The sequence below is a fragment of the Variovorax sp. MSC1_012 genome (genome assembly GCF_023667525.1).
Lineage (GTDB): Bacteria > Pseudomonadota > Gammaproteobacteria > Burkholderiales > Burkholderiaceae_C > Variovorax > Variovorax beijingensis_B.
Genome location: NZ_CM174443.1, coordinates 5,034,972 through 5,053,978, shown reverse-complemented (window position 1 = coordinate 5,053,978; position 19,007 = coordinate 5,034,972). Strand labels below are relative to the sequence as shown.

Genomic DNA, 19,007 nt, shown 5'->3' with positions numbered 1-19,007 from the left:
GGAAGCAACCATGGCCACCATCAAGGACGTCGCGCTGCGCGCGGGAGTTTCGGTCACCACCGTGTCGCACGTGGTCAACGACACGCGCCATGTGAGCGCCAAGGGCCGCGAGCGCGTGGAAGAGGCCATCCGCGAGCTGGGCTACGTGCCCAACGCGATGGCGCGCAGCCTCAAGAGCAACACCACCTCGACGCTCGGCATGCTGATTCCGAACAGCTCGAACCCCTACTTTGCCGAGATCGTGCGCATCGTGGAAGACCGCTGCTTCGGCGCCGGCTACACGCTGGTGCTGTGCAACACCGACGACGAGCCGCGCCGCCAGAGCGTCTACCTGCAGGTGCTGGCCGAGCGCCGCATCGACGGGCTGATCGTGGTGTCGACCGGCGCCGGCGACGACGACTCGCTCGTCACGCAGCTGCACGGCCTGCGCATTCCCACGGTGCTCGTCGACCGCGAGATTGCCGACCCGGCCTGCGACCTGGTGGAAACCGCCCACATGCAGGGCGGCCTGCTCGCGGTGCGGCACCTGCTGTCGCTCGGCCACCGGCGCATTGCCTGCATCGGCGGGCCGGTAGGCGTGATGCCGAGCGAGCAGCGCATCGAAGGCTGGCGCATGGCATTGGCCGAGGCCGGCGCCACGCCGAATGCTGACGCTTTGCTGTGGCGCGGCGGCTTCACGAGCCAGGGCGGCTACGAGGCGATGCACGCCATCCTGCGCACCGAAGAGGCGCCCTCGGCCGTCTTCGTCTGCAACGACCTGATGGCCATCGGCGCCCTGCGCGCCGCGCATGAAAGCGGCGTGCACGTGCCTGACGAGCTCTCGATCGTCGGCTTCGACGACATCGAACTCTCGGCCTACACCAGCCCGCCGCTCACCACCGTGGCGCAGCCCAAGGAGCGCATCGGCGCGCTCGCGGTCGACATGCTGCTGGAGCGCGTGGGCGGCAAGCGGCGCGATGCGCGCAAGGTGGTGCTGCAGCCCGAGCTGCGCGTGCGCGCCTCGACCGCGCGGCACGCGAGCTTCCGCGAGGCCTCCGCGCCATCTTCTTCATCCTCTTCCGCATCCGAAGCGGCAGCCGCGCCAAGCCGAAAGTCCCGCACCCCGTGAGTTCGAAGCCTTCTTCCTCTTCCAGCGCCGCCTCGCCGCCGCGCATCGTGGTGCTCGGCAGCCTGAACATGGACATCGTGCTGCGCGTGCCGCATGCGCCGGCCGCGGGCGAAACCCTGCTGGGCCATTCGATCGCGCACATTCCGGGCGGCAAGGGCGCCAACCAGGCCGTGAGCTGCGCGCGCGAAGGCGCCCGGGTGGCCATGATCGGCTGCGTGGGCGCCGACGCGCACGGACAGGCGCTGCGCGAAGCGCTCGGGCGCGACGGCATCGACACCGCCGCGCTGCGCACCAGCCCCGGCGAGCCCACGGGCACCGCGCTGATCCTGGTGGAAGACGGCGGCCAGAACCGCATCGTGATGATTCCCGGCGCCAACGCGCAGGCCGAGATCGACGCGGCAGCGCTGCGGCAGCAGCTGCAGGGCGCGGCCTTCCTGGTGACGCAGTTCGAGATACCGATGGACCAGGTCGCGCACGCGATCGCCGTGGCGCACGAGTCCGGCTGCAAGGTGCTGCTCAACCCGTCGCCGGTGCAGCCGATTGCCGAGCCGCTGTGGCCGCGCATCGACACGCTGGTCGTCAACGAGATCGAGGCCGAGGCGCTGTGCGGCCAGGCCGCCGACAGCCCGCGGGAAGCCGCGCTGGCCGGCCAGGCATTGCGCGCCAAGGGCATCGCGCGCGTGGTCGTCACGCTCGGCGCGCGCGGCGCCGTGGCCATCGACGCCGACGGCGCGCGCCACCATCCCGCGCCGAAGGTGCAGGCGGTCGACACCACGGCCGCGGGCGACACCTTCCTGGGCGCACTGGCCGTGGCGCTGGGCGAAGGCCAGTCCTTCGACGAAGCCGTGCGACTGGGCATCCGCGCCGCCGCACTGTGCATCCAGCAGCCCGGCGCCCAACCCTCCATTCCGCAGCGCGATGCCGTGCTGCGCAGCCCCATGCCTCCCGACTGGATCGCGCTGTGAAACGCTCCCCCCTGCTGCATGCCGAACTCTCGCAAGTGATTGCCGCGCTCGGCCATGGCGACATGCTGGTGATCGGCGATGCCGGCCTGCCGATCCCCGACGGCCCGCGGCGCATCGACCTGGCCGTGGCGCGCGGCGTGCCGCTGCTGGCCGACGTGCTGCAGGCCGTGCTGTCGGAGATGCAGGTCGAGAGCGTGGTGGTGGCCGACGAAGCGCTGAATGGCGCCAAGGCCCTGCCCGCCTGGTACCCGCAATCACTCGGCATTGCGCCGCAGACCGTCTCGCACGAGGAGTTCAAGCGCCGCAGCGCGAAGGCGCGTGCCATCGTGCGCACGGGCGAGTGCACGCCCTACGCCAACATCATGCTGATTGCCGGCGTGAGCTTCTGAGGCGCCGCCGGATTCAGTCCGGCACGCGCGAGCGCACGACCGGACCGATGCACTCGATGCGGTTGGTCCACAGGCCGCCGCGATAGTCGGCCGGCAGCTTTGCGAGCGCCTCGGCACTGTCGATGCCGCTGCTGAAATCGCCGCCGGCATACGGCCCGACCACCACCAGCTGCGTGCCGGCAGCCTCCAGGCGCCGCTGCAGCCGATGCGGCCAGCCCCAGAGCCATGGCGCCACATTGGCCGGCACCAGCATCAAGCCGCCTCGGCATGCTTCGGGCACGTAGCCCGACCAGCCGAGCGCCGCGTAGCGCAGCAGGCACTGCACCAGCGCACGGCGCGGCGCAACCCGGATGCCCGGCAGCGCCTGCTCGAGCGCGCCGACCGGCTCATCGCTGCCGTACACCACGAGCCGATCCCGCTGCGCCGCATCGAGCGCGGCGAGATGGCCTGCAAGCAGCCGGCCTTCTTCCGGATCGCGGCTCTTCATGTGGATGAGAAAGCGCCGTGCCGGGAATGCATCCAGCACCTGCGCCAGGCTCGGCATCAGCCCGATGCCCTTGCCCCGCAGCGGATAGGTCTTGCCGCCGTCGGCGGTATAGCCGTGGCCGACGTCCAGCGCCTGCAGCTGCGCCAGCGTGTGGTCGCGCACGACGCCTCGTCCGTCGGTGCGGCATTCGAGCCTCCAGTCGTGGAACACCGCAAAGGCGCCTTCGCGCGTAGGGTGGACGTCGAATTCCACCATGTCCGCGCCCGCGTCGAAAGCGGCCCTCATCGACGCCAGCGTGTTTTCGATCAGCGCATGCGTCGGCGCATGGATGCGCGAGGCGGTGCAGGTGTCGTTGCGCAGGTCGTGCGTGTCGAAGGTCTGGTGCACGCCGCGGTGCGCCAGCAGGAAGGGCCGCGCGGCAGGCGGCTCGAGCCAGCGCGACTGGTTGCCGGCAAAGAGCAGCATCGAGGCCACCGCGACGATGGCCGAAAACCCCGCCAGCCCGCGCAGCGTGCGGCGCCTGCGGCTGCCTTTTTTCATTCGAACCGGTAGTTCGCGCCCACGGCCTGCCCCACCTTGAGCATGTGCTCCACGCCCTGCAGCACGATGCAGTTCATGCCGAAGGTGATGCGCCCGTCGACGCGCGGATCGGCGCGGTAGGTGCGCAGCATGTCGCCGACCTCGGGGCTGCTCGTGGCGGTGGCCGGGTCGATGTCGGGAATCGGGCAGCGGGTGCAGGGCTTGACGGGCCTGAGTTCGGCCTCGCCTTCGCCGGTGGTGACGTGCAGCGCGTCGACCCGGTCTTCGTCATGCGACTCGATGCCGGCCAGCACGATGTTCGGCCGGAAGCGCTCGATGCCGACTGCGTCGTGGCCCGCGGCGGCCAGCCGCTCGTTGAGTTCGGCCAGAGAGCCCTCGCTGGCGACCAGCAGCGGATAGCCGTCGGCGAACTGGTTCGTCGCCTCGACGCCATTGGTCCACTGCAGGCTCGACAGGCGCTTGTGTTCGGGGTCGAAGCGCACCAGCCGCAGCGCCTGCGGCTTGCCCGGCTCGGAGAGAAAGTCGCTGAACCACTGGGCCGCGATGTCGCCCATGTCGTAGGCAGCCACCTCGTCTTTCCAGACGCGCACGCGCACCGGCTTCTCGACCCGGTCGAAGGCCAGGTGCAGGGCCAGCATGCCCGGCGCGCGCAGCACCACTTCCATGTGCTTCATCTGTGGGCGGATCAGCGCCATGCGCGGCAATTGCCGCTGGGTCACGAACTCGCCCTCTGCATCGACCACCATCCAGGCGCGGTCGAATTCCAGGCCGGTCTCGGTCAGCAACGCCTCGGGAAGCTCGACCCCCGCGCACGATTTGACGGGGTAGACGAACAGGCGCGCAATGGTGGCTTGAATGTCGAAGGCGGGCTGTGGCACGGGGGGTCCTTGGATTCCTTGGAATTGGGCAGCGATTGTCCCGCATCGGCCCGCCAGGGCGCTGCCCGGGATTGGGCTTGTTCTTACAATGGCCGGATGGCCCTCCCTCCTGAAGTTTGCATTCGCGGCGCCGGCATCGTGGGCCGCACACTGGCGCTGCTGCTCGCGCGCGAGCGCGTGCGCGTCGCGCTGGTGGTTCCGCCCGCCGCGGCCGGCAAGCAGGACATCCGGGCCTATGCGCTCAACACGGCTTCCCGTACCCTGCTCGAATCGCTGCGCGCCTGGCCCGACATGGCGCATGCCACGCCGGTGCGCGAGATGCTCGTGCACGGCGACGAAGGCGGGCGTGTGCAGTTCAGCGCCGTGCGGCAGAAGGTCGAAGCACTGGCCTGGATCGTCGACGTGCCGGCGCTCGAGCAGCAGCTGGCCGATGCGGTGCGCTTCCAGCCCCAGGTCGAAGTCGTGTCCGAGCCCGTGCCCGCGCCGCTCACCGTGGTGTGCGAGGGCAAGGCCAGCGCCACGCGCGACGCCCTCGGCGTGAGCTACGCGGTCACGCGCTATCCGCAGCATGCGATTGCGGCGCGGCTCGAAGCGGCGCAGCCGCACGACGGCGTGGCGCGCCAGTGGTTCAACGACACGGGCGAGGTGCTGGCGCTGCTGCCGATGGGCGGCGTGCAGGGCCGTTCGCTGGCGCTGGTGTGGTCGGTCGACCAGCTTCGCGCGCCGGCCCTGCTGGCGCAAGGCGACGAGGAATTCAACGCCGCGGTGAGCGAAGCCAGCCATGGCGCGCTCGGCCCGCTTCGGCTCACGAGCGAGCGCGCCGCCTGGCCGCTCGCACGCGCCATCGCCGACCGCTGGACCGGCACCATGCCGCAGGCGCAGGGCACGGCCGCGCAGTCGTGGGCATTGGCCGGCGACGCGGCCCACACGGTGCATCCGCTCGCGGGCCAGGGCCTCAACCTGGGCCTGGCCGATGCGGCCATGCTGGCCGACGTGATCCGGCAGCGCGAGTACTGGCGCAGCGTGGGCGACCCGCGCCTGCTGCGCCGCTACGAACGCGCGCGCCGCGCCGACGTGCTGCAGATGAGCCTGGCCACCGACGGCCTGCAGCAGCTGTTCTCGCACAGCGTGGGGCCCCTGCCCGCGCTGCGCAACTGGGGCATGCGCGGCTTCGACCGCACGCGCCTCCTCAAGCACTGGATCGCCAACCAGGCGATGGGCTTGAAGGCATGAATCCATCGACCGGACTTCCAATGAAACTCGCACGCAACCTTCTTCTCGCCGCCTGCACCCTGGCTGCGGCCGCCACGGCCCTGGCCGGCGAGGCCGAGATCCGCAAGAACCTTCCGGCACGCATTCCGCAGTTCCCGACCATCGACGAAGTCACCAAGTCGCCGCTGCCGGGCCTCTACGAAGTGCGCGTGAACGGCTTCCAGATCTACTACACCGACGAGCAGGGCAACTACCTGCTGCAGGGCAACCTCATCGACGTGAATGCGCGCAAGAACCTGACCGAGGAGCGCATCGAGAAGCTCAGTCAGGTCTCGTTCGACAAGCTGCCCGTGAAAGACGCCATCAAGATCGTGCGCGGCAGCGGCAAGCGCAAGCTCGCGGTGTTCGAAGACCCGAACTGCGGTTACTGCAAGCGCTTCGAGAAAGACATGAAGGCGGTCGACAACGTCACCGTCTACCTGTTCCTTTACCCCGTGCTCGGTCCCGACTCGGCCGTGAAGTCGCGCGACATCTGGTGCAGCAAGGACAAGGGCAAGGCCTGGGGCGACTGGATGGAAGCCAACGTCAAGCCCGCCACCGCGGCGTCCAGCTGCGACGTCACGGCGCTGCAGCGCAACGTCGAGTTCGGCCGCAAGTACAACATCACCGGCACGCCCACGCTGATCTTCAGCGACGGCACCCGCGCGCCGGGCGCCATTCCCGCGGACCAGGTCGAGAAGCAACTCGCCGCCTCCATCAACTGATGGCCGCGCCGACCGTTTCCCGGCGCGCGCGAGCGGCTGCGCCGGCCGCCGCGGTGCACTACCGCATCGAGTGCGCCGACCTGCATGCGCACCTCTTCGCCGTCACCCTGACCATCGAGTCCCCCGCTGCGCAGCAGCGCGTGGCGCTGCCGGTGTGGATTCCGGGCAGCTACCTGGTGCGCGAGTTCGCCAAGAACCTGCAGGGCCTGCGCGCCACTCAGGGACGCCGCAAGCCCGCGCTGACACAGCTCGACAAGTGCAGCTGGCAGGTCGACTGCGTGCCGGGCCAGCCGCTGGTGCTGCACTACCAGGTCTGCGCCTACGACAACTCGGTGCGCACCGCCTGGCTCGATGCCGGCCGCGGCTTCTTCAACGGCACCAGCCTGTGCCTGCGCGTCGAGGGCCAGACTGATGCGCCGCATGCACTGGAAATCAGCGCGCCCGCTTCATCGGCCGTCGACGATGCGCGCTGGTCGTGCGCCACCGCGCTCGTGCCCGCGAAGATCGACAAGCACGGCTTCGGCCGCTACCTGGCCGCCGGCTACGACGAGCTGGCCGACAGCCCGGTCGAGATGGGCCCCTTCTGGAGCGCCGAGTTCGAGGCCTGCGGCGTGCCGCACCGCTTCGTCATTGCGGGTGCCGCCGCCTCGTTCGACGGCGAGCGCCTGATCGCCGACACGCAGGCCATCTGCGAAGCCGAGATCCGCTTCTGGCATGGCGACAAGGCCGGCAAGCGCGGCGGCCCCAAGCTGCCGATCGACCGCTACGTGTTCATGCTCAACGCCGTGGACGACGGCTACGGCGGGCTCGAGCACCGGCACTCCACCGCGCTGATCTGCAACCGGCGCGACCTGCCGCAGCGCGGCGCGAAGAAGCAGCCCGAGGGCTACACCACGCTGATGGGCCTCATCAGCCACGAGTACTTCCACACCTGGAACGTCAAGCGCATGCGCCCGGCCGAGTTCGCGCATTACGACTACGGCCGCGAGAACTACACGCAGATGCTGTGGTTCTTCGAGGGCTTCACCAGCTACTACGACGACCTGCTGCTGCGCCGCGCCGGCCGCATCGACGACGCGGGCTACCTGCGCCTGCTCAACAAGACCGTGAACCAGGTGCTGCAGACGCCGGGCCGGCTCGTGCAGTCGGTGGCCGAGGCGAGCTTCGATGCCTGGGTCAAGTACTACCGGCAGGACGAGCAAACGCCCAACGGCACCGTCAGCTACTACACCAAGGGCGCACTGGTGGCGCTGTGCTTCGACCTCACCTTGCGCCGCGAAGGCAAGGGCACGCTCGACGACGTGATGCGCCACCTGTGGACCCAGGGCGGCGGCGGCCCGATCAGCGAAGCCGACGTGGCCGCGGCGCTCCAGGCCGTGGGCGGCCGCTCCTATGCGGCCGAGATCGCACAGTGGATCCACTCGACCGACGAGCTGCCACTGGCCGAACTGCTGCGCGCGCACGGCGTGGCCGCGCTCGAAGATCCCTCGCAGCAGGCGCAAGCGCTCGGCCTGCGCGTGGCCGAGGCCAACAGCAGCGTCCAGGTCAAGGTGGTGCTGCGCGGCGGCGCCGCCGAAAAGGCCGGCTTCTCGGCCAACGACGAATGGATCGGCATCGAGCTGCCCGCCGTCGGCCGCAAGGGCCAGCAGCGCCCCGCACAGGCCTGGCGCATCGCCAAGCTCGACGACCTGGCGCTGTACCTTGGCGACGCCACCCGCTGCACCGCGCTGGTGGCACGCGACCGCAAGCTGCTGAGGCTGCCGCTGGTGCTGCCGGAAGGCGCGACCACCTGGCGCCTGTTCTCGCACGACGCGGCAAAGGTCGCGGCCTGGCTCGCACCGGGCGCGCGGCGCTGAGAACCCGCTAGCGTTCGCTTTCCGTGGCAGCGGCGGCCGGCGGCTGCCGCACGAACTGGATCGGCTGCGGCTCGCCCACCAGCACGCAGGGCTTGCCGGTTCGCCGGCAATGGTCCTGCACGCGCCAGTAGGCTCCATGGCTCACGCAGCCGGTCTGGCAGATGACGAGATCGGCGGCGCGCAGCCCTGCTTCGAGCGCCAGCTCGTCGGCATCGTCGCCACCGTCGTGGTGCAGATAGCGGCCGCCGGCAATCTCCACCAATTGGCGCGCGAGCGATGGCGCCTCTTCCTCGCGGCCGACGCACAGCACCGCCTTTTCGCGCAGATCGGCCGGGGCCGCGTCATGGGGCCGCGGCATGGCGCGGCGCCGGCTCGCCGCAGGAGCCAGCAGCGCATCGAGGCGCTTGGGCAGCGCACTGCCCGCTGCGGCGCGCGCCGCGAGTTCCTCGCGCACGATGGCAATGGCGGAATCGCGCGCCACCAGCGCGCCGCGCAGCCGCACGATCTGCGCCTCGAGTTGCTCGATCCGGGTGGCCTGCTCGGCCATCAGGCGCGAGCAGCGTTCCTGGATCCGGGCATAGGCCCGCAGCAACACGGCATGTTCTTGCATCTGGAACTCCATGCGCGCATTCTAGATGAGAACTATTCTCAAATGAAGAGCCTCGCGATCGCCCCGGCGCCGGTGGATGGCAAACCTTGCTCGGTATAGTGGGACGCGTTTTTTCTTCCCCTGGAGACACCATGAGCTACGAAAACATCGAAGTGCGGACCGAAGCAGGCAAGGTCGGCATCATCACCCTCAACCGGCCCAAGGCGCTCAACGCGCTCAACGACGCGCTCATGACCGAGCTGGGCACCGCGCTCAAGGCCTTCGATGCCGACGATGCCATCGGCTGCATCATCGTGACGGGCAGCGAGCGCGCCTTTGCGGCCGGCGCCGACATTGCGGCCATGGCCAAGTACAGCTTCATCGACACCTACAAGGGCGACTACATCACGCGCAACTGGGAAACCATCCGCTCGATCCGCAAGCCCGTGATCGCGGCCGTGAGCGGCTTTGCGCTGGGCGGCGGCTGCGAGCTCGCGATGATGTGCGACTTCATCATTGCGGCCGACAACGCCAAGTTCGGCCAGCCCGAAATCAAGATCGGCGTGATCCCCGGCGCCGGCGGCACGCAGCGCCTGCCGCGCGCGGTGGGCAAGAGCAAGGCCATGGACATGGCGCTCACCGCCCGCATGATGGACGCCGCCGAAGCCGAGCGCGCGGGCCTCGTGAGCCGCGTGGTGCCGTACGAAAAGCTGGCCGACGAGGCACTGGGCGCCGCGCTGATCATTGCGGGCTATTCGCAGATCGCGGTGATGGCGGCCAAGGAATCGGTCAACCGCGCCTTCGAGAGCGGCCTCTCCGACGGCGTGATGTTCGAGCGCCGGCTGTTCCATGCGCTGTTTGCCACGGCCGACCAGAAGGAAGGCATGGACGCCTTTCTCGCCAAGCGCCAGCCCGACTTCAAGAACGCCTGAGCGACAGCGCTCGGTCGCGTACTGCGCCGCTGCTGCTTGTGGCGCTACCGGCGCACGAGCAGCGCCTTCAACTCGGCCAGCGCCTGCGCCGGCGGCATGCCGATCGACGCGCCGGCCGCCGTGCCCTGCGGCGTCCAGCGCACCTGGTCGCCTGCGATCTCGAGTACCGCGAGCAGGGTGGCGCCGCGGTAGAGCTCCAGCCGCGCCTCGAGCGGCGCGGCCAGTTCGGCGCCCGGCGCGGTGGCCGAACGGGCCAGCGTATTGACCAGCGCGGCCAGCCCTTCGGTGTCGCCGCGGGCATGGCGCACGCTCTGCCCGGCGCCTGTTGCGTTCAGCGAAGTCCATTGATCGAGCGCCCAGAACGCTGCGGCGCCCTCCGCCGGGCTCGCCGCGGCCTTGCCAGCAATCACAGCCGCACGCGGCGCGGGGGCCGAGCGCAGCATGCTGGAAGCCTCGGCACTGGGGCTGCGCTGCGGTGCCGACAGGGCTGGAGAAGAACCAGAAGCGCTGCCGCTGCCGCTGCCGCTGGCGGCCTCGCGGGTGCCGGGTGGTGCTGCGGGAGCCACGGCGAGAGGAGGAGGCGCTGGTGCGATCGCTGCTGCTGGTGATGCTGGTGCGGGGAGTGGCGCTGGCAGCGGCGGCGGCTCTGGCGCGACCTGGCTGATCTGGGACTCGGGCGCTGGCGCTGGCGCAGCAGCCTGCTTGCCGGAGGGCGGCGCCGATCGGCGCACCGCGATATCGCTGCTTCGCATGGACTCTTCGCTCACCGTGTCTCGCGCCGCTTCGGACGGCTGCGGCTGCGGCTGCGGCTGCGGCTGCGCCGGAGCCGGAGCCGAAGCAGGCGCTGGCGCCGCAGCTGGTGCCGGTGCTTGAGCCGGTGCTGACGCCTGAGTCGCGCTTGGTGCCGGAACCGCAGCCACAGACGGCGCCGCCTCCGGAGCGCTCGCAGGCGCGGAGGCAACTCCCGCTTCTCCATCCAGCCGCGCATCGGGCACCGGTTCGCGATGCCAGAGCACGGTCACGAAGGTAGCCAGCAGCACGGTCGCAAAGGCCGCGTTCCACGGCATGCGGGCATGCGATCCCCCACCGCCGCCGAACAGCCGGCGCCACCACGGCGCGGCACCCTTGTCTTCGGCCGCCGCGGGAACGGGCGCGAGGTTGTGCGCCATCTTGCGGATGGCGTCGCGGGTGCGCGGATCGGGCAGCGCGTCGCTGTCGGGCGCGTGGTCGAGCGCGCGGCGCAGTGCGGGATCGCGCAGCGCCGCGTCCTCGCCGCCATCGTCGAAGCCGGGGGTGCCGTTGCCGCTGCCGGTGTTCATGCGCGCTGCTCCAGCACCGACAGGTAGCGTTCCATGCAGCCACGCAATTTTTGCAGCCCATAGCGCAGGCGGCTTCGCACGGTCTCGAAGCCGATCTGCAGGCTGGCCGCGAGCGCTTCGACGGTCAGCCCGTCTTCATGGTGCAGCAGGAACGCGGCACGCTGCTCGGGCGGCAATTCGTCGAGGCAGGCCAGCAGGCGCCGGCCGGCGGCGCGCCAGAACGCGAGCTCCTCTGCCGATGGATGCGCCGCGGCATCCATCGCGCCACGCACGCCGCGGTCGAGCGTGGGAAATGCAGCGTCGTCGCCATCGTCCGGATGCGCATCGAGCGCCACCTCGCGCCCGCTCACGCGCAGCCGGTCCATCGCCAGGTTGTGCGCAATCGTGAAGGCCCAGGTGCGCCAGGCGGCGCCCTGCGGCGAGAAGCTGTCGCGCGCCGAGATGATGCGCACCCAGGTGTCCTGGAACACCTCGTCCGCCTGCGCGGCCAACCGGGCGCCCAGCAGCCGCTTGACGAAGCGGAACAGCCCGCCCTCGTGGCGCGCATAGAGCACGTCGAACGCCGCACCATCGCCGCGCGCATAGGCCAGCATCAACTGGTCGTCGGGCATGGCGTCGCGCTCGGCGGCGGCTTTGGAGGAAGGGGCGCGGGGCAGCGCAGACATCGGCGGATTTTCACCCGGGGTTGTACGGGCGGGCGCCGGCTTCGGGGTTGGCCATCGCAAAAAAGACACCGTGTGCGGCTTGGCGGGCTTGATTCCGGGCCCGCAGCCTGCGCTATAATCTTGGGCTAGGCACAAAACTGTGCCGAACGGCTCTTTAGCTCAGTCGGTTAGAGCGATGGAATCATAATCCACAGGTCCGCGGTTCGAGTCCGTGAAGAGCCACCAACACTGCTTCCGCGATAGCTCGCTGAAGTTCAAAAGCCCTAAGTAAATCAACTACTTGGGGCTTTTTTTCATTGCGCTTGCTTCCGCGTCATTCCGGGTGCTTCCGAGGCATTGTGCAGTAACTACACCAATAACCGCGCCTCCACACCGCCAGGCGAGCGAAAATTACTGCTGCGCGACCCTGTTCCGTCAGTTCATGCGCGGCTTCTCTGCCGTTGCCCAGATTCTTTGGGCGAGAGCGACTTTCATATGGGCAGATCATCTCCTTTGACGGCGGATGGACCTCTGGCAGCACAACGTGAGCTTGGCGGTCACGCCCACTACCTCTTCAGTCTGGCCCACAGCGCTAACGACCGGCTCAAGCTTCGGGGCGCGCGAGGTGATCCAAGCGAAGCGATGTGCCCCCCGGGAGCGGCGCGCAGTGCCTTCCGACCCATGAAATCGCCTCGGCGGAATTCGTGATGTATGTCACGAATTCGGATCGCTTTTTCGAGACGTCCGTTCCAAGCGCCCCGCGTTTTTCCACCGCCCCGCCCCCCTGCCCATTCCGCAGGCAACCTAGTGCCAGCCCCCGCCAATGCTGGCTCCGGCGATCCCGGTCCTCAGACAACCCACAGAGTTGTGCACAGAAAAAAGGAACAAGTCATCAATTTGACTTGAGCGGGCGCTTCATCCCGCTTTGCGAAAAGTCAGGTTGATGCGCCGACGGCCCAGCAGCGCGTGCGGCCGGTCTTCCAGCGGCAGCACGCCGTGGTAGCGCAGCCGGTCGGGCCCGCCCCACACCACCACGTCGCCGTGCACCAGCGGAATGCGTGCGGCCTTGTCGCTGCGCGCGAGCCCGCCGAAGAGGAAGGTGGCCGGCATGCCGAGCGACACCGAGACGATGGGCGCGCTGTAGTCGCGCTCGTCCTTGTCCTGGTGCAGCGACAGGCGCGTGCCGGGCTCGTAGCGGTTCACCAGGCAGGCGTCGGGCTCGAAGCCCGCAAACCCGGACTCGGTGGCCGACGCCTCGGCCAGGCTCGCAAAGGCCGCCGGCATCGCTGGCCAGGGCAGGCCTGTTTCAGGATCGTGCTCGCCATAGCGATAGCCGCGCCGGTCCGAGATCCAGCCGAGCCGCCCGCAGTTGGTCATCGCGACCGACATCGTCAAGCCGCCGGGGGTCACCAGGTGGCGGAAGGCGGCGTGCTGCTCGACCTCGTGCAGGCCGGACAGCAGTTCGTCGACATAGGGCAGCGCGAACCCGCGCAGCACGAATGCGCCGGGGCCGATCACCTCCTTGCCGCGCGGCAACGCGGCGTCTTCAAGGGCATCGGAGAAAAGATCGAAGGTCACGACACCACGATTTTCTCGCGCGGCGGGCTGCCTGCCGCGGCCGCTGCCACCAATTGCCCCAGCGTCTGCATCGCCTTTTCGCTGTGCGCATCCCAGGCATGCCCGTAGTTCAGGCGCAGGCAGTGCGCGAAGCTGCGCGTGGCCGAGAAGATCGGCCCGGGCGCCACGCTGATGCCGAGTTCCAGCGCCTTGCGATGGATCTCGAGCGCATCGACCTGCGCCGGCAGTTCGACCCACATGAAGTAGCCGCCCAGCGGCCGCGTGGCGCGCGTGCCCTCGGGAAAGTAGTGACCCACGGCCTGCGCAAAGCTCGCCTGCTGCACGGCCAGGACCTGGCGCAGCTTGCGCAGGTGCTTGTCGAGGCCGCCTTTTTCCAGGTAGCTTGCCAGCGCGAGCTGCGCGGGCACCGAGGTGCTGAGCGTGGTCGTCAGCTTCAGCCGCGCCACGTTGCGCGCGAAGCGTCCGGCCGATGCCCATCCGATGCGGTAGCCCGGCGCGAGGCACTTCGAGAACGACGAGCAATGCAGCACCAGGCCCTGCGTGTCGAAGGCCTTGGCCGGCGGTGGGCGCCGGTCGCCGAAGTAGAGCTCGGCGTACACGTCGTCCTCGATCAGCGGCAGCGCATGCCGTGCGAGCAGTTCCACCAGCGCCTTCTTCTTCGCGTCGGGCATCAGGCTGCCGAGCGGGTTCTGGAACGTGGTCATCAGCCAGCAGGCCTTGGGATGGTGGGCTGCAATGGCAAGCTCCAGCGCCCCCAGGTCGATGCCTTCGCCGGGATGCGTCGGCACCTCGATCGCACGCAGGCCCATGCGCTCCAGCGCCTGCAGGGCCGCATAGAAGGTGGGCGATTCGACGATCACCGAATCGCCCGGGCGCGTGACCGCCGCGAGGCACAGGTTGAGCGCCTCCAGCGCACCGTTGGTGACGACGATCTCGTCGGCCGCCACCTGCATGCCGTCGCCCAGGTAGCGCAGCGCAATCTGCCGGCGCAGGGCCGCGCTGCCGGGCGTGAGGTCGTCCACGGTGCTCCACGGGTCGAGCGACTTGGCGCTCGCGGCCATGAACTGGCCCAGCCGCGCGAGCGGAAACAGCAGCGGGCTCGGAAACGCCGAGCCGAAGGGAACCACCTTGCGCGACATGCTGGCCTCGAGGATGTCGAACACCTGGTCGCTCACGTCGAGCGACCTGGGGCCCTCGGCCGGACGCGAGGTGAGGTTGGCCTCGGGCGGCGCATCGCGCAGCCCACCGCCGGTGACGTAGTAGCCCGAGCGGTCCCGCGCGCGCACCAGGCCGCGCGCCTCCAGCAGGTAGTACGCCTGGAACACGGTGGATGCGCTCACGCCCCGGCTCTCGCCGGTGTGCCGCACCGAGGGCAGGCGGTCGCCGGTCTTCAGCGTGCCGTGGCGGATCGACGCCTCGATGTCGGCGGCAAGGGCTTCGTAGCGCTTCATGGCAGGGCGGTCTTCATTCGAGGGGGGACTTTATCTGCACCGGTGATTTGGTTCGGATCTGCGTCTGTTTTTTTGGCTGCGCTTGCGGCACAGTCGGTGCATGTCCAATCTCATGCGCGCGGTACGCGCGGTTCTCTGGAGTTTCATCGGGCTGGGCGGCCGCCGCGCGGATGCCGACCGGCGCACCGCACAGGTCGGGCTGCTGCCGCTTGTCGGCGTCGCGCTGGCCACGGTGCTGCTGCTCATTGCGGGGCTGCTGGCGCTGGCGCACTTCGCGGCCGGCACATGAAGGTCCGCTACCGGTTCGCCGGAATCGCATTGCTGCTCGGCCACGGCATCCTCGCCATGGCGGCGACGCCTGCCACACCGGCCACACCGGTCGCCTCTTCCGCCAACGGCATCGAGCAGCGCGTGGCCGCCTGCATCGCCTGCCATGGGCGCGAAGGCGCGACCACCAATGCCGGCTACTTTCCGCGCCTCTCGGGCAAGCCCGCGAGCTACCTGTTCAACCAGCTGCGGAGCTTTCGCGACGGCCGGCGCTTCAACGCCGACATGAGCTACATGGTGCAGCACCTCTCCGACGCCTACCTGATGGAAATGGCCGAGTACTTCGCGGGCCTGGACCTGCCCTACCCGCCCGTCTCGCCCGCCAGCGACGCATCATCCGCGCAGCTGGCGCGCGGTCGCCAGCTGGCGCTCGAAGGCGATGCGGCACGGCGCATTCCGGCCTGCGTGCAATGCCACGGCGCCGCGCTCACCGGCGTGCAACCGGCCATTCCGGGGCTGCTCGGGCTACCCCGCCTCTATGTGTCGTCCCAACTCGGCGCCTGGCTCACCAGCGAGCGGCATGCGCTGGCGCCCGACTGCATGGCCGACATCGGCCGCCGCATGACCACCGCCGACATCAATGCCGTGGCCAGCTGGCTGGCGGTGCAGCCGATGCCGGCCGATCCGAAGCCCGCCGCCTCGCTGCCCGCCGCACTGCCGATGCGCTGCGGCGGCATGCCGAAGTGAGGCGCCGATGAAGATGCGACACCTCGGCTGGACGCTGCTGGTTCTGGTGCTGCTGCTGGGCGCCGCGGCCGGCGGCATCGTCGCCCTGAACCTGCGCGGCGAAGACCCGCTGCCCGAACAGGCCGAAGCCTTCAACGCCACGCCGCAGCTGATCGAGCGCGGGCGCTACCTTGCGCTGGCCGGCAACTGCGCCGGCTGCCACACCACGCGCGGCGGCCAGCCCTACGCCGGCGGGCTGCCGATCGAGACGCCCTTCGGCACCGTGTATTCGAGCAATCTCACGCCCGACGCGCAGAACGGCATCGGCAGCTGGAGCAGCGCGCACTTCTGGCGCGCGATGCACAACGGCCGCAGCAAGGACGGCCGCCTGCTGTACCCCGCGTTCCCGTACCCGAACTTCACGCAGGTGACGCGCGAAGATTCGGATGCCATCTACGCCTACCTGCGCAGCGTGCCGCCCGCGCCCGTGCCCAACCTGGCGCATCGGCTGCGCTTTCCCTACGACACGCAGGCCGCACTCGCGGTCTGGCGGGCGCTCTCCTTCAGGCCCGAGGCTTTCGTGGCCAACGCGGCCAAGCCAGCCGAATGGAACCGCGGCGCCTACCTGGTCGGCGGACTGGGCCATTGCATTGCCTGCCACGGCAGCCGCGATGCGCTCGGCGCAACGCAGGCGAAGCTGGGCCTCTCAGGCGGGCTGATCGCGGTGGAGAACTGGTATGCGCCATCGCTTGCCGACCCGCACCAGGCCGGCGTGGCCGATTGGCCGACGGGCGACGTGGTCGCGCTGCTCAAGAACGGCGTTGCGCCGCGCGGCTCGGTCATGGGGCCGATGGCGGACGTGGTCTTTCGCAGCACGCAGTACCTGAGCGAGGCCGATCTGGCCGCGATGGCCAGCTACCTCAAAGACCTGCCCGGCGTGCCGGCGCAACCTGCGGCGCCCGTTCGCACGGCAGCCGCATCCGCGCGCCGCGATGCCGGCACCATGGCTCGCGGCGCCAGGATCTACGACCAGCAATGCGCCTATTGCCACGGCGACCAGGGCCAGGGCGCGCCCGGCGCCTTTCCGCCGCTGGCGGGCAACCGCGCCGTGAACATGGCGCAGACGACGAACCTGATCCAGGTGATCGCGCACGGCGGCTACCTGCCCTCCACCGCAGGCAATCCGCGGCCCTACGGCATGCCGCCGTTCGGGCAGGTACTCGATGCAGGCGACGTGGCCGCGGTGCTGACCTTCATTCGCGGATCGTGGGGCAATGACAGCGCGCCCGTGACGCAGCTCGATACGATGCGGCGCTGAGGGGCCGATCGATCGCAGTGCCTGCTCAGGCCGCCACGGGCTGGCTCTGCGTGCCCGCTTTCGCCGGCACCGGCATGTGCTGCGCCCAGTCGATGATCTCCAGCGTGCCGTCGGCATGCTCGGCCAGCGCCGTCAGGCTCTCGACCCAGTCGCCGTCGTTGCAGTAGAGGATGCCGTCGATGTCGCGCATCTCGGCGTGGTGGATGTGGCCGCAGACCACGCCCTGCACGCCGCGCTTGCGGGCCTCGCGCGCCACGGCGTTCTCGAAGTCGCCCACGTAGCTCACGGCGCGCTTCACCTTGCCCTTGAGGTACTTGGAAAGCGACCAGTACGGCAGCCCCATACGCGCGCGCAGCGAGTTGAGGTGGCGGTTGAGCTTGAGCGTGAATTCGTAGAGCGAATCGCCCACGTGCGCGAGCCACTTGGCGCACTGGATCACGCCGTCGAACAGGTCGCCGTGGATGATCCAGAGCTTGCGGCCGTCGGCTGTTTCGTGGATCCATTCCTCGGCCACGTCGATGCCGCCGAAATTGTGGTTCAGGTACTTGCGCGCGAACTCGTCATGGTTGCCCGGAATGAAGATCACGCGGGTGCCCTTGCGCGCCTTGCGCAGCAGCTTCTGGATCACATCGTTGTGCGCCTGCGGCCAGTACCAGTTCCGCTTGAGCTGCCAGCCGTCGATGATGTCGCCGACCAGGAACAGCGTCTCGCACTCGGTGTGCTTGAGAAAGTCGAGCAGCGCGCGGGCCTGGCAGCCGGGCGTACCCAGGTGCAGGTCGGAGATCCAGAGCGTGCGACAGCGCAGCGGCGGGCGCGCAAGATCGTCGTCCTCCGGCTCGGGAGCCCGGGTCGCGGTGTCGCGCCATGCGCGCAGGAAAGCATCGTCGCGTTGCATGGACGGGTAGGCTCCCACCAACGCGTGACCGCATGATGGCGTTGCCGTGACGTTCCGGTGACGTGTGGCCGGGCGTTTGACTTCGCGTTTCTCCCTCCCCTGCCGGGGGAAGGAGCAAGACCGGCTCAGTCCGCGCAGCGCTGGACCTCCACGGTCGAGTGGCGGATTTCCTCGTGCATCGAGAAGCAGGCCCGCACCTCGTCGGCCGTGAGCGTGGGCGAGTGCGTCACCACCGTGAGTGCGCAGGCATAGGCTTCGCGGCCCACGCGCCACACATGCAGGTCGGCCACGCGGGTTTCCGAATCGGCCAGCATCGTTTCCACGCCTTCGCGGATCTCGGCCGTCACGGGATGGTCCATCTCGCGGTCGAGCAGCACCTTGCCGGTTTCCTTGAGCAGGCCCTTGGCCCACACGGCCACCAGCACCGCGCCGACGATGCCCATCACCGGGTCGAGCCAGGACCAGCCGAAGAACCAGCCGCCGAGCAACGCACCGATGGCCAGCACCGAGGTGGCGGCATCGGCCACCACGTGCAGGTAGGCAGAGCGCAGGTTCAGGTCGTGGCCGTGCGCGTGCCCATGATCGTCGTGGTGATGGTGCGCATGGCCGTGGTCGTGCCCATGCCCGTGATGGTGCGCCGACCCCAGCAGCCGCGCGCAGACCAGGTTGACCACCAGACCGAGCACAGCCACCGCCACGGCTTCGCGGTAGTGGATGACCGAGGGCGAGAGCAGCCGCTCGATCGAGCCCACCACCATCAGCGCCGCAACGCCGAGCAGCATCAGCGCACTCGCAAAGCCGCCCAGCACCTCGATCTTCCAGGTGCCGAAGGCAAAGCGCGGATCGCGCGCATAGCGCCGCGCCGCCGCATAGGCGAAGGCGCTCAGGCCGATGGCCAGCGCATGCGAGCTCATGTGCCAGCCGTCGGCCAGCAGCGCCATGGAGTTGAACCACCAGCCGGCGCCGATCTCGACCACCATCGCGGCAAGGGTGATCCACATCACGAGGCGGGTGCTGCGCTCGGCCGATTCGTTGCCTGCGCCGAAATGATGGTCGTGCTGCCAGGCACTCAGGTCATGGGTATGCATG

19 protein-coding genes and 1 tRNA gene are annotated in these 19,007 nt (G+C 69.4%); 11 read left to right on the top strand and 9 right to left on the bottom strand.

Annotation, left to right across the window (positions count from 1 at the left end; translation table 11 throughout):
* Positions 1–10: 10 nt before the first annotated feature.
* The 3 genes from L1081_RS23805 to rbsD are packed head-to-tail and all read left to right on the top strand — an operon-like array spanning position 11 to position 2,462.
* Entirely contained in the window at positions 11–1,108 is a 1,098-nt protein-coding gene (locus tag L1081_RS23805) for a substrate-binding domain-containing protein (RefSeq protein WP_489414351.1), read from the top strand.
* A complete protein-coding gene (gene rbsK, locus L1081_RS23800; RefSeq protein WP_489414350.1) occupies positions 1,105–2,073 on the top strand; it encodes a ribokinase in 969 nt (322 codons plus the stop codon). The genes L1081_RS23805 and rbsK overlap by 4 nt, the downstream gene beginning before the upstream one ends.
* Complete coding sequence (gene rbsD / locus L1081_RS23795) at positions 2,070–2,462, top strand: D-ribose pyranase (RefSeq protein ID WP_489414349.1); 393 nt, start codon at positions 2,070–2,072, stop codon at positions 2,460–2,462. Before rbsK ends, rbsD begins: the two co-directional genes overlap by 4 nt.
* Before the next feature lie 13 nt (positions 2,463–2,475).
* Here rbsD and L1081_RS23790 read toward each other — a convergent pair whose 3' ends face one another.
* Positions 2,476–3,489 carry a glycerophosphodiester phosphodiesterase family protein gene (locus L1081_RS23790; RefSeq protein WP_489414348.1) on the bottom strand — a complete coding sequence of 338 codons (1,014 nt, stop codon included), beginning with the start codon at positions 3,487–3,489 and terminating at the stop codon, positions 2,476–2,478.
* A complete protein-coding gene (locus tag L1081_RS23785) occupies positions 3,486–4,367 on the bottom strand; it encodes an MOSC N-terminal beta barrel domain-containing protein (RefSeq protein WP_489414347.1) in 882 nt (293 codons plus the stop codon). Before L1081_RS23785 ends, L1081_RS23790 begins: the two co-directional genes overlap by 4 nt.
* Positions 4,368–4,463: 96 nt before the next feature.
* On the opposite strand from L1081_RS23785, the gene L1081_RS23780 reads away from it, so the two are divergent.
* Genes L1081_RS23780 through L1081_RS23770 form a run of 3 tightly spaced genes read left to right on the top strand, consistent with a single transcriptional unit; the run spans position 4,464 to position 8,199 of the window.
* Positions 4,464–5,600 (top strand): FAD-dependent monooxygenase, encoded by a 1,137-nt coding sequence (locus tag L1081_RS23780; protein WP_489414346.1) that lies wholly within the window; start codon positions 4,464–4,466, stop codon positions 5,598–5,600.
* Positions 5,601–5,620: 20 nt separating this feature from the next.
* Positions 5,621–6,343 (top strand): thioredoxin fold domain-containing protein, encoded by a 723-nt coding sequence (locus L1081_RS23775; protein WP_489414345.1) that lies wholly within the window; start codon positions 5,621–5,623, stop codon positions 6,341–6,343.
* On the top strand, positions 6,343–8,199 hold the full coding sequence (locus L1081_RS23770; protein WP_489414344.1) for a M61 family metallopeptidase: 1,857 nt from the start codon (positions 6,343–6,345) through the stop codon (positions 8,197–8,199). Before L1081_RS23775 ends, L1081_RS23770 begins: the two co-directional genes overlap by 1 nt.
* 7 nt (positions 8,200–8,206) lie before the next feature.
* Here the strand turns inward: L1081_RS23770 and L1081_RS23765 are convergent, their stop codons facing one another.
* Positions 8,207–8,809 (bottom strand): DUF2325 domain-containing protein, encoded by a 603-nt coding sequence (locus L1081_RS23765; RefSeq protein WP_489414343.1) that lies wholly within the window; start codon positions 8,807–8,809, stop codon positions 8,207–8,209.
* A 131-nt stretch (positions 8,810–8,940) separates the two neighbouring features.
* Here L1081_RS23765 and L1081_RS23760 point away from each other — a divergent pair, with 131 nt between their 5' ends.
* Positions 8,941–9,720 (top strand): enoyl-CoA hydratase, encoded by a 780-nt coding sequence (locus L1081_RS23760; protein WP_489414342.1) that lies wholly within the window; start codon positions 8,941–8,943, stop codon positions 9,718–9,720.
* A gap of 44 nt (positions 9,721–9,764) precedes the next feature.
* Here L1081_RS23760 and L1081_RS23755 read toward each other — a convergent pair whose 3' ends face one another.
* Together L1081_RS23755 and L1081_RS23750 are read right to left on the bottom strand one after the other, a co-directional pair.
* A complete protein-coding gene (locus L1081_RS23755) occupies positions 9,765–11,039 on the bottom strand; it encodes a hypothetical protein (protein ID WP_489414341.1) in 1,275 nt (424 codons plus the stop codon).
* On the bottom strand, positions 11,036–11,704 hold the full coding sequence (locus L1081_RS23750; protein ID WP_489414340.1) for a sigma-70 family RNA polymerase sigma factor: 669 nt from the start codon (positions 11,702–11,704) through the stop codon (positions 11,036–11,038). Before L1081_RS23750 ends, L1081_RS23755 begins: the two co-directional genes overlap by 4 nt.
* Positions 11,705–11,852: 148 nt before the next feature.
* On the opposite strand from L1081_RS23750, the gene L1081_RS23745 reads away from it, so the two are divergent.
* Positions 11,853–11,929, top strand: a tRNA-Met gene (locus L1081_RS23745).
* A gap of 669 nt (positions 11,930–12,598) precedes the next feature.
* Here the strand turns inward: L1081_RS23745 and alkB are convergent.
* Both alkB and L1081_RS23735 read right to left on the bottom strand, forming a co-directional pair.
* Entirely contained in the window at positions 12,599–13,261 is a 663-nt protein-coding gene (alkB, locus tag L1081_RS23740) for a DNA oxidative demethylase AlkB (RefSeq protein WP_489414339.1), read from the bottom strand.
* Positions 13,258–14,712, bottom strand: a complete 1,455-nt coding sequence (locus L1081_RS23735; protein WP_489414338.1) for an aminotransferase class I/II-fold pyridoxal phosphate-dependent enzyme — start codon at positions 14,710–14,712, stop codon at positions 13,258–13,260. The genes alkB and L1081_RS23735 overlap by 4 nt, the downstream gene beginning before the upstream one ends.
* A gap of 100 nt (positions 14,713–14,812) precedes the next feature.
* On the opposite strand from L1081_RS23735, the gene L1081_RS23730 reads away from it, so the two are divergent.
* From L1081_RS23730 to L1081_RS23720, 3 genes are read left to right on the top strand one after another with little or no spacing between them, the layout of a single operon-like run.
* The gene (locus L1081_RS23730; protein ID WP_015867414.1) at positions 14,813–15,001 is read left to right on the top strand and encodes a DUF2970 domain-containing protein; all 189 of its coding nucleotides are present in this window, start codon (positions 14,813–14,815) and stop codon (positions 14,999–15,001) included.
* Positions 14,998–15,726 carry a c-type cytochrome gene (locus L1081_RS23725; protein ID WP_489414337.1) on the top strand — a complete coding sequence of 243 codons (729 nt, stop codon included), beginning with the start codon at positions 14,998–15,000 and terminating at the stop codon, positions 15,724–15,726. The genes L1081_RS23730 and L1081_RS23725 overlap by 4 nt, the downstream gene beginning before the upstream one ends.
* Before the next feature lie 7 nt (positions 15,727–15,733).
* On the top strand, positions 15,734–17,023 hold the full coding sequence (locus tag L1081_RS23720; protein WP_489414336.1) for a c-type cytochrome: 1,290 nt from the start codon (positions 15,734–15,736) through the stop codon (positions 17,021–17,023).
* A 25-nt stretch (positions 17,024–17,048) separates the two neighbouring features.
* Here L1081_RS23720 and L1081_RS23715 read toward each other — a convergent pair whose 3' ends face one another.
* A complete protein-coding gene (locus L1081_RS23715; protein ID WP_489414335.1) occupies positions 17,049–17,918 on the bottom strand; it encodes a metallophosphoesterase in 870 nt (289 codons plus the stop codon).
* Positions 17,919–18,043: 125 nt separating this feature from the next.
* A complete protein-coding gene (dmeF, locus tag L1081_RS23710) occupies positions 18,044–19,006 on the bottom strand; it encodes a CDF family Co(II)/Ni(II) efflux transporter DmeF (RefSeq protein ID WP_489414334.1) in 963 nt (320 codons plus the stop codon).
* Between the last annotated feature and the right edge of the window lies 1 nt (position 19,007).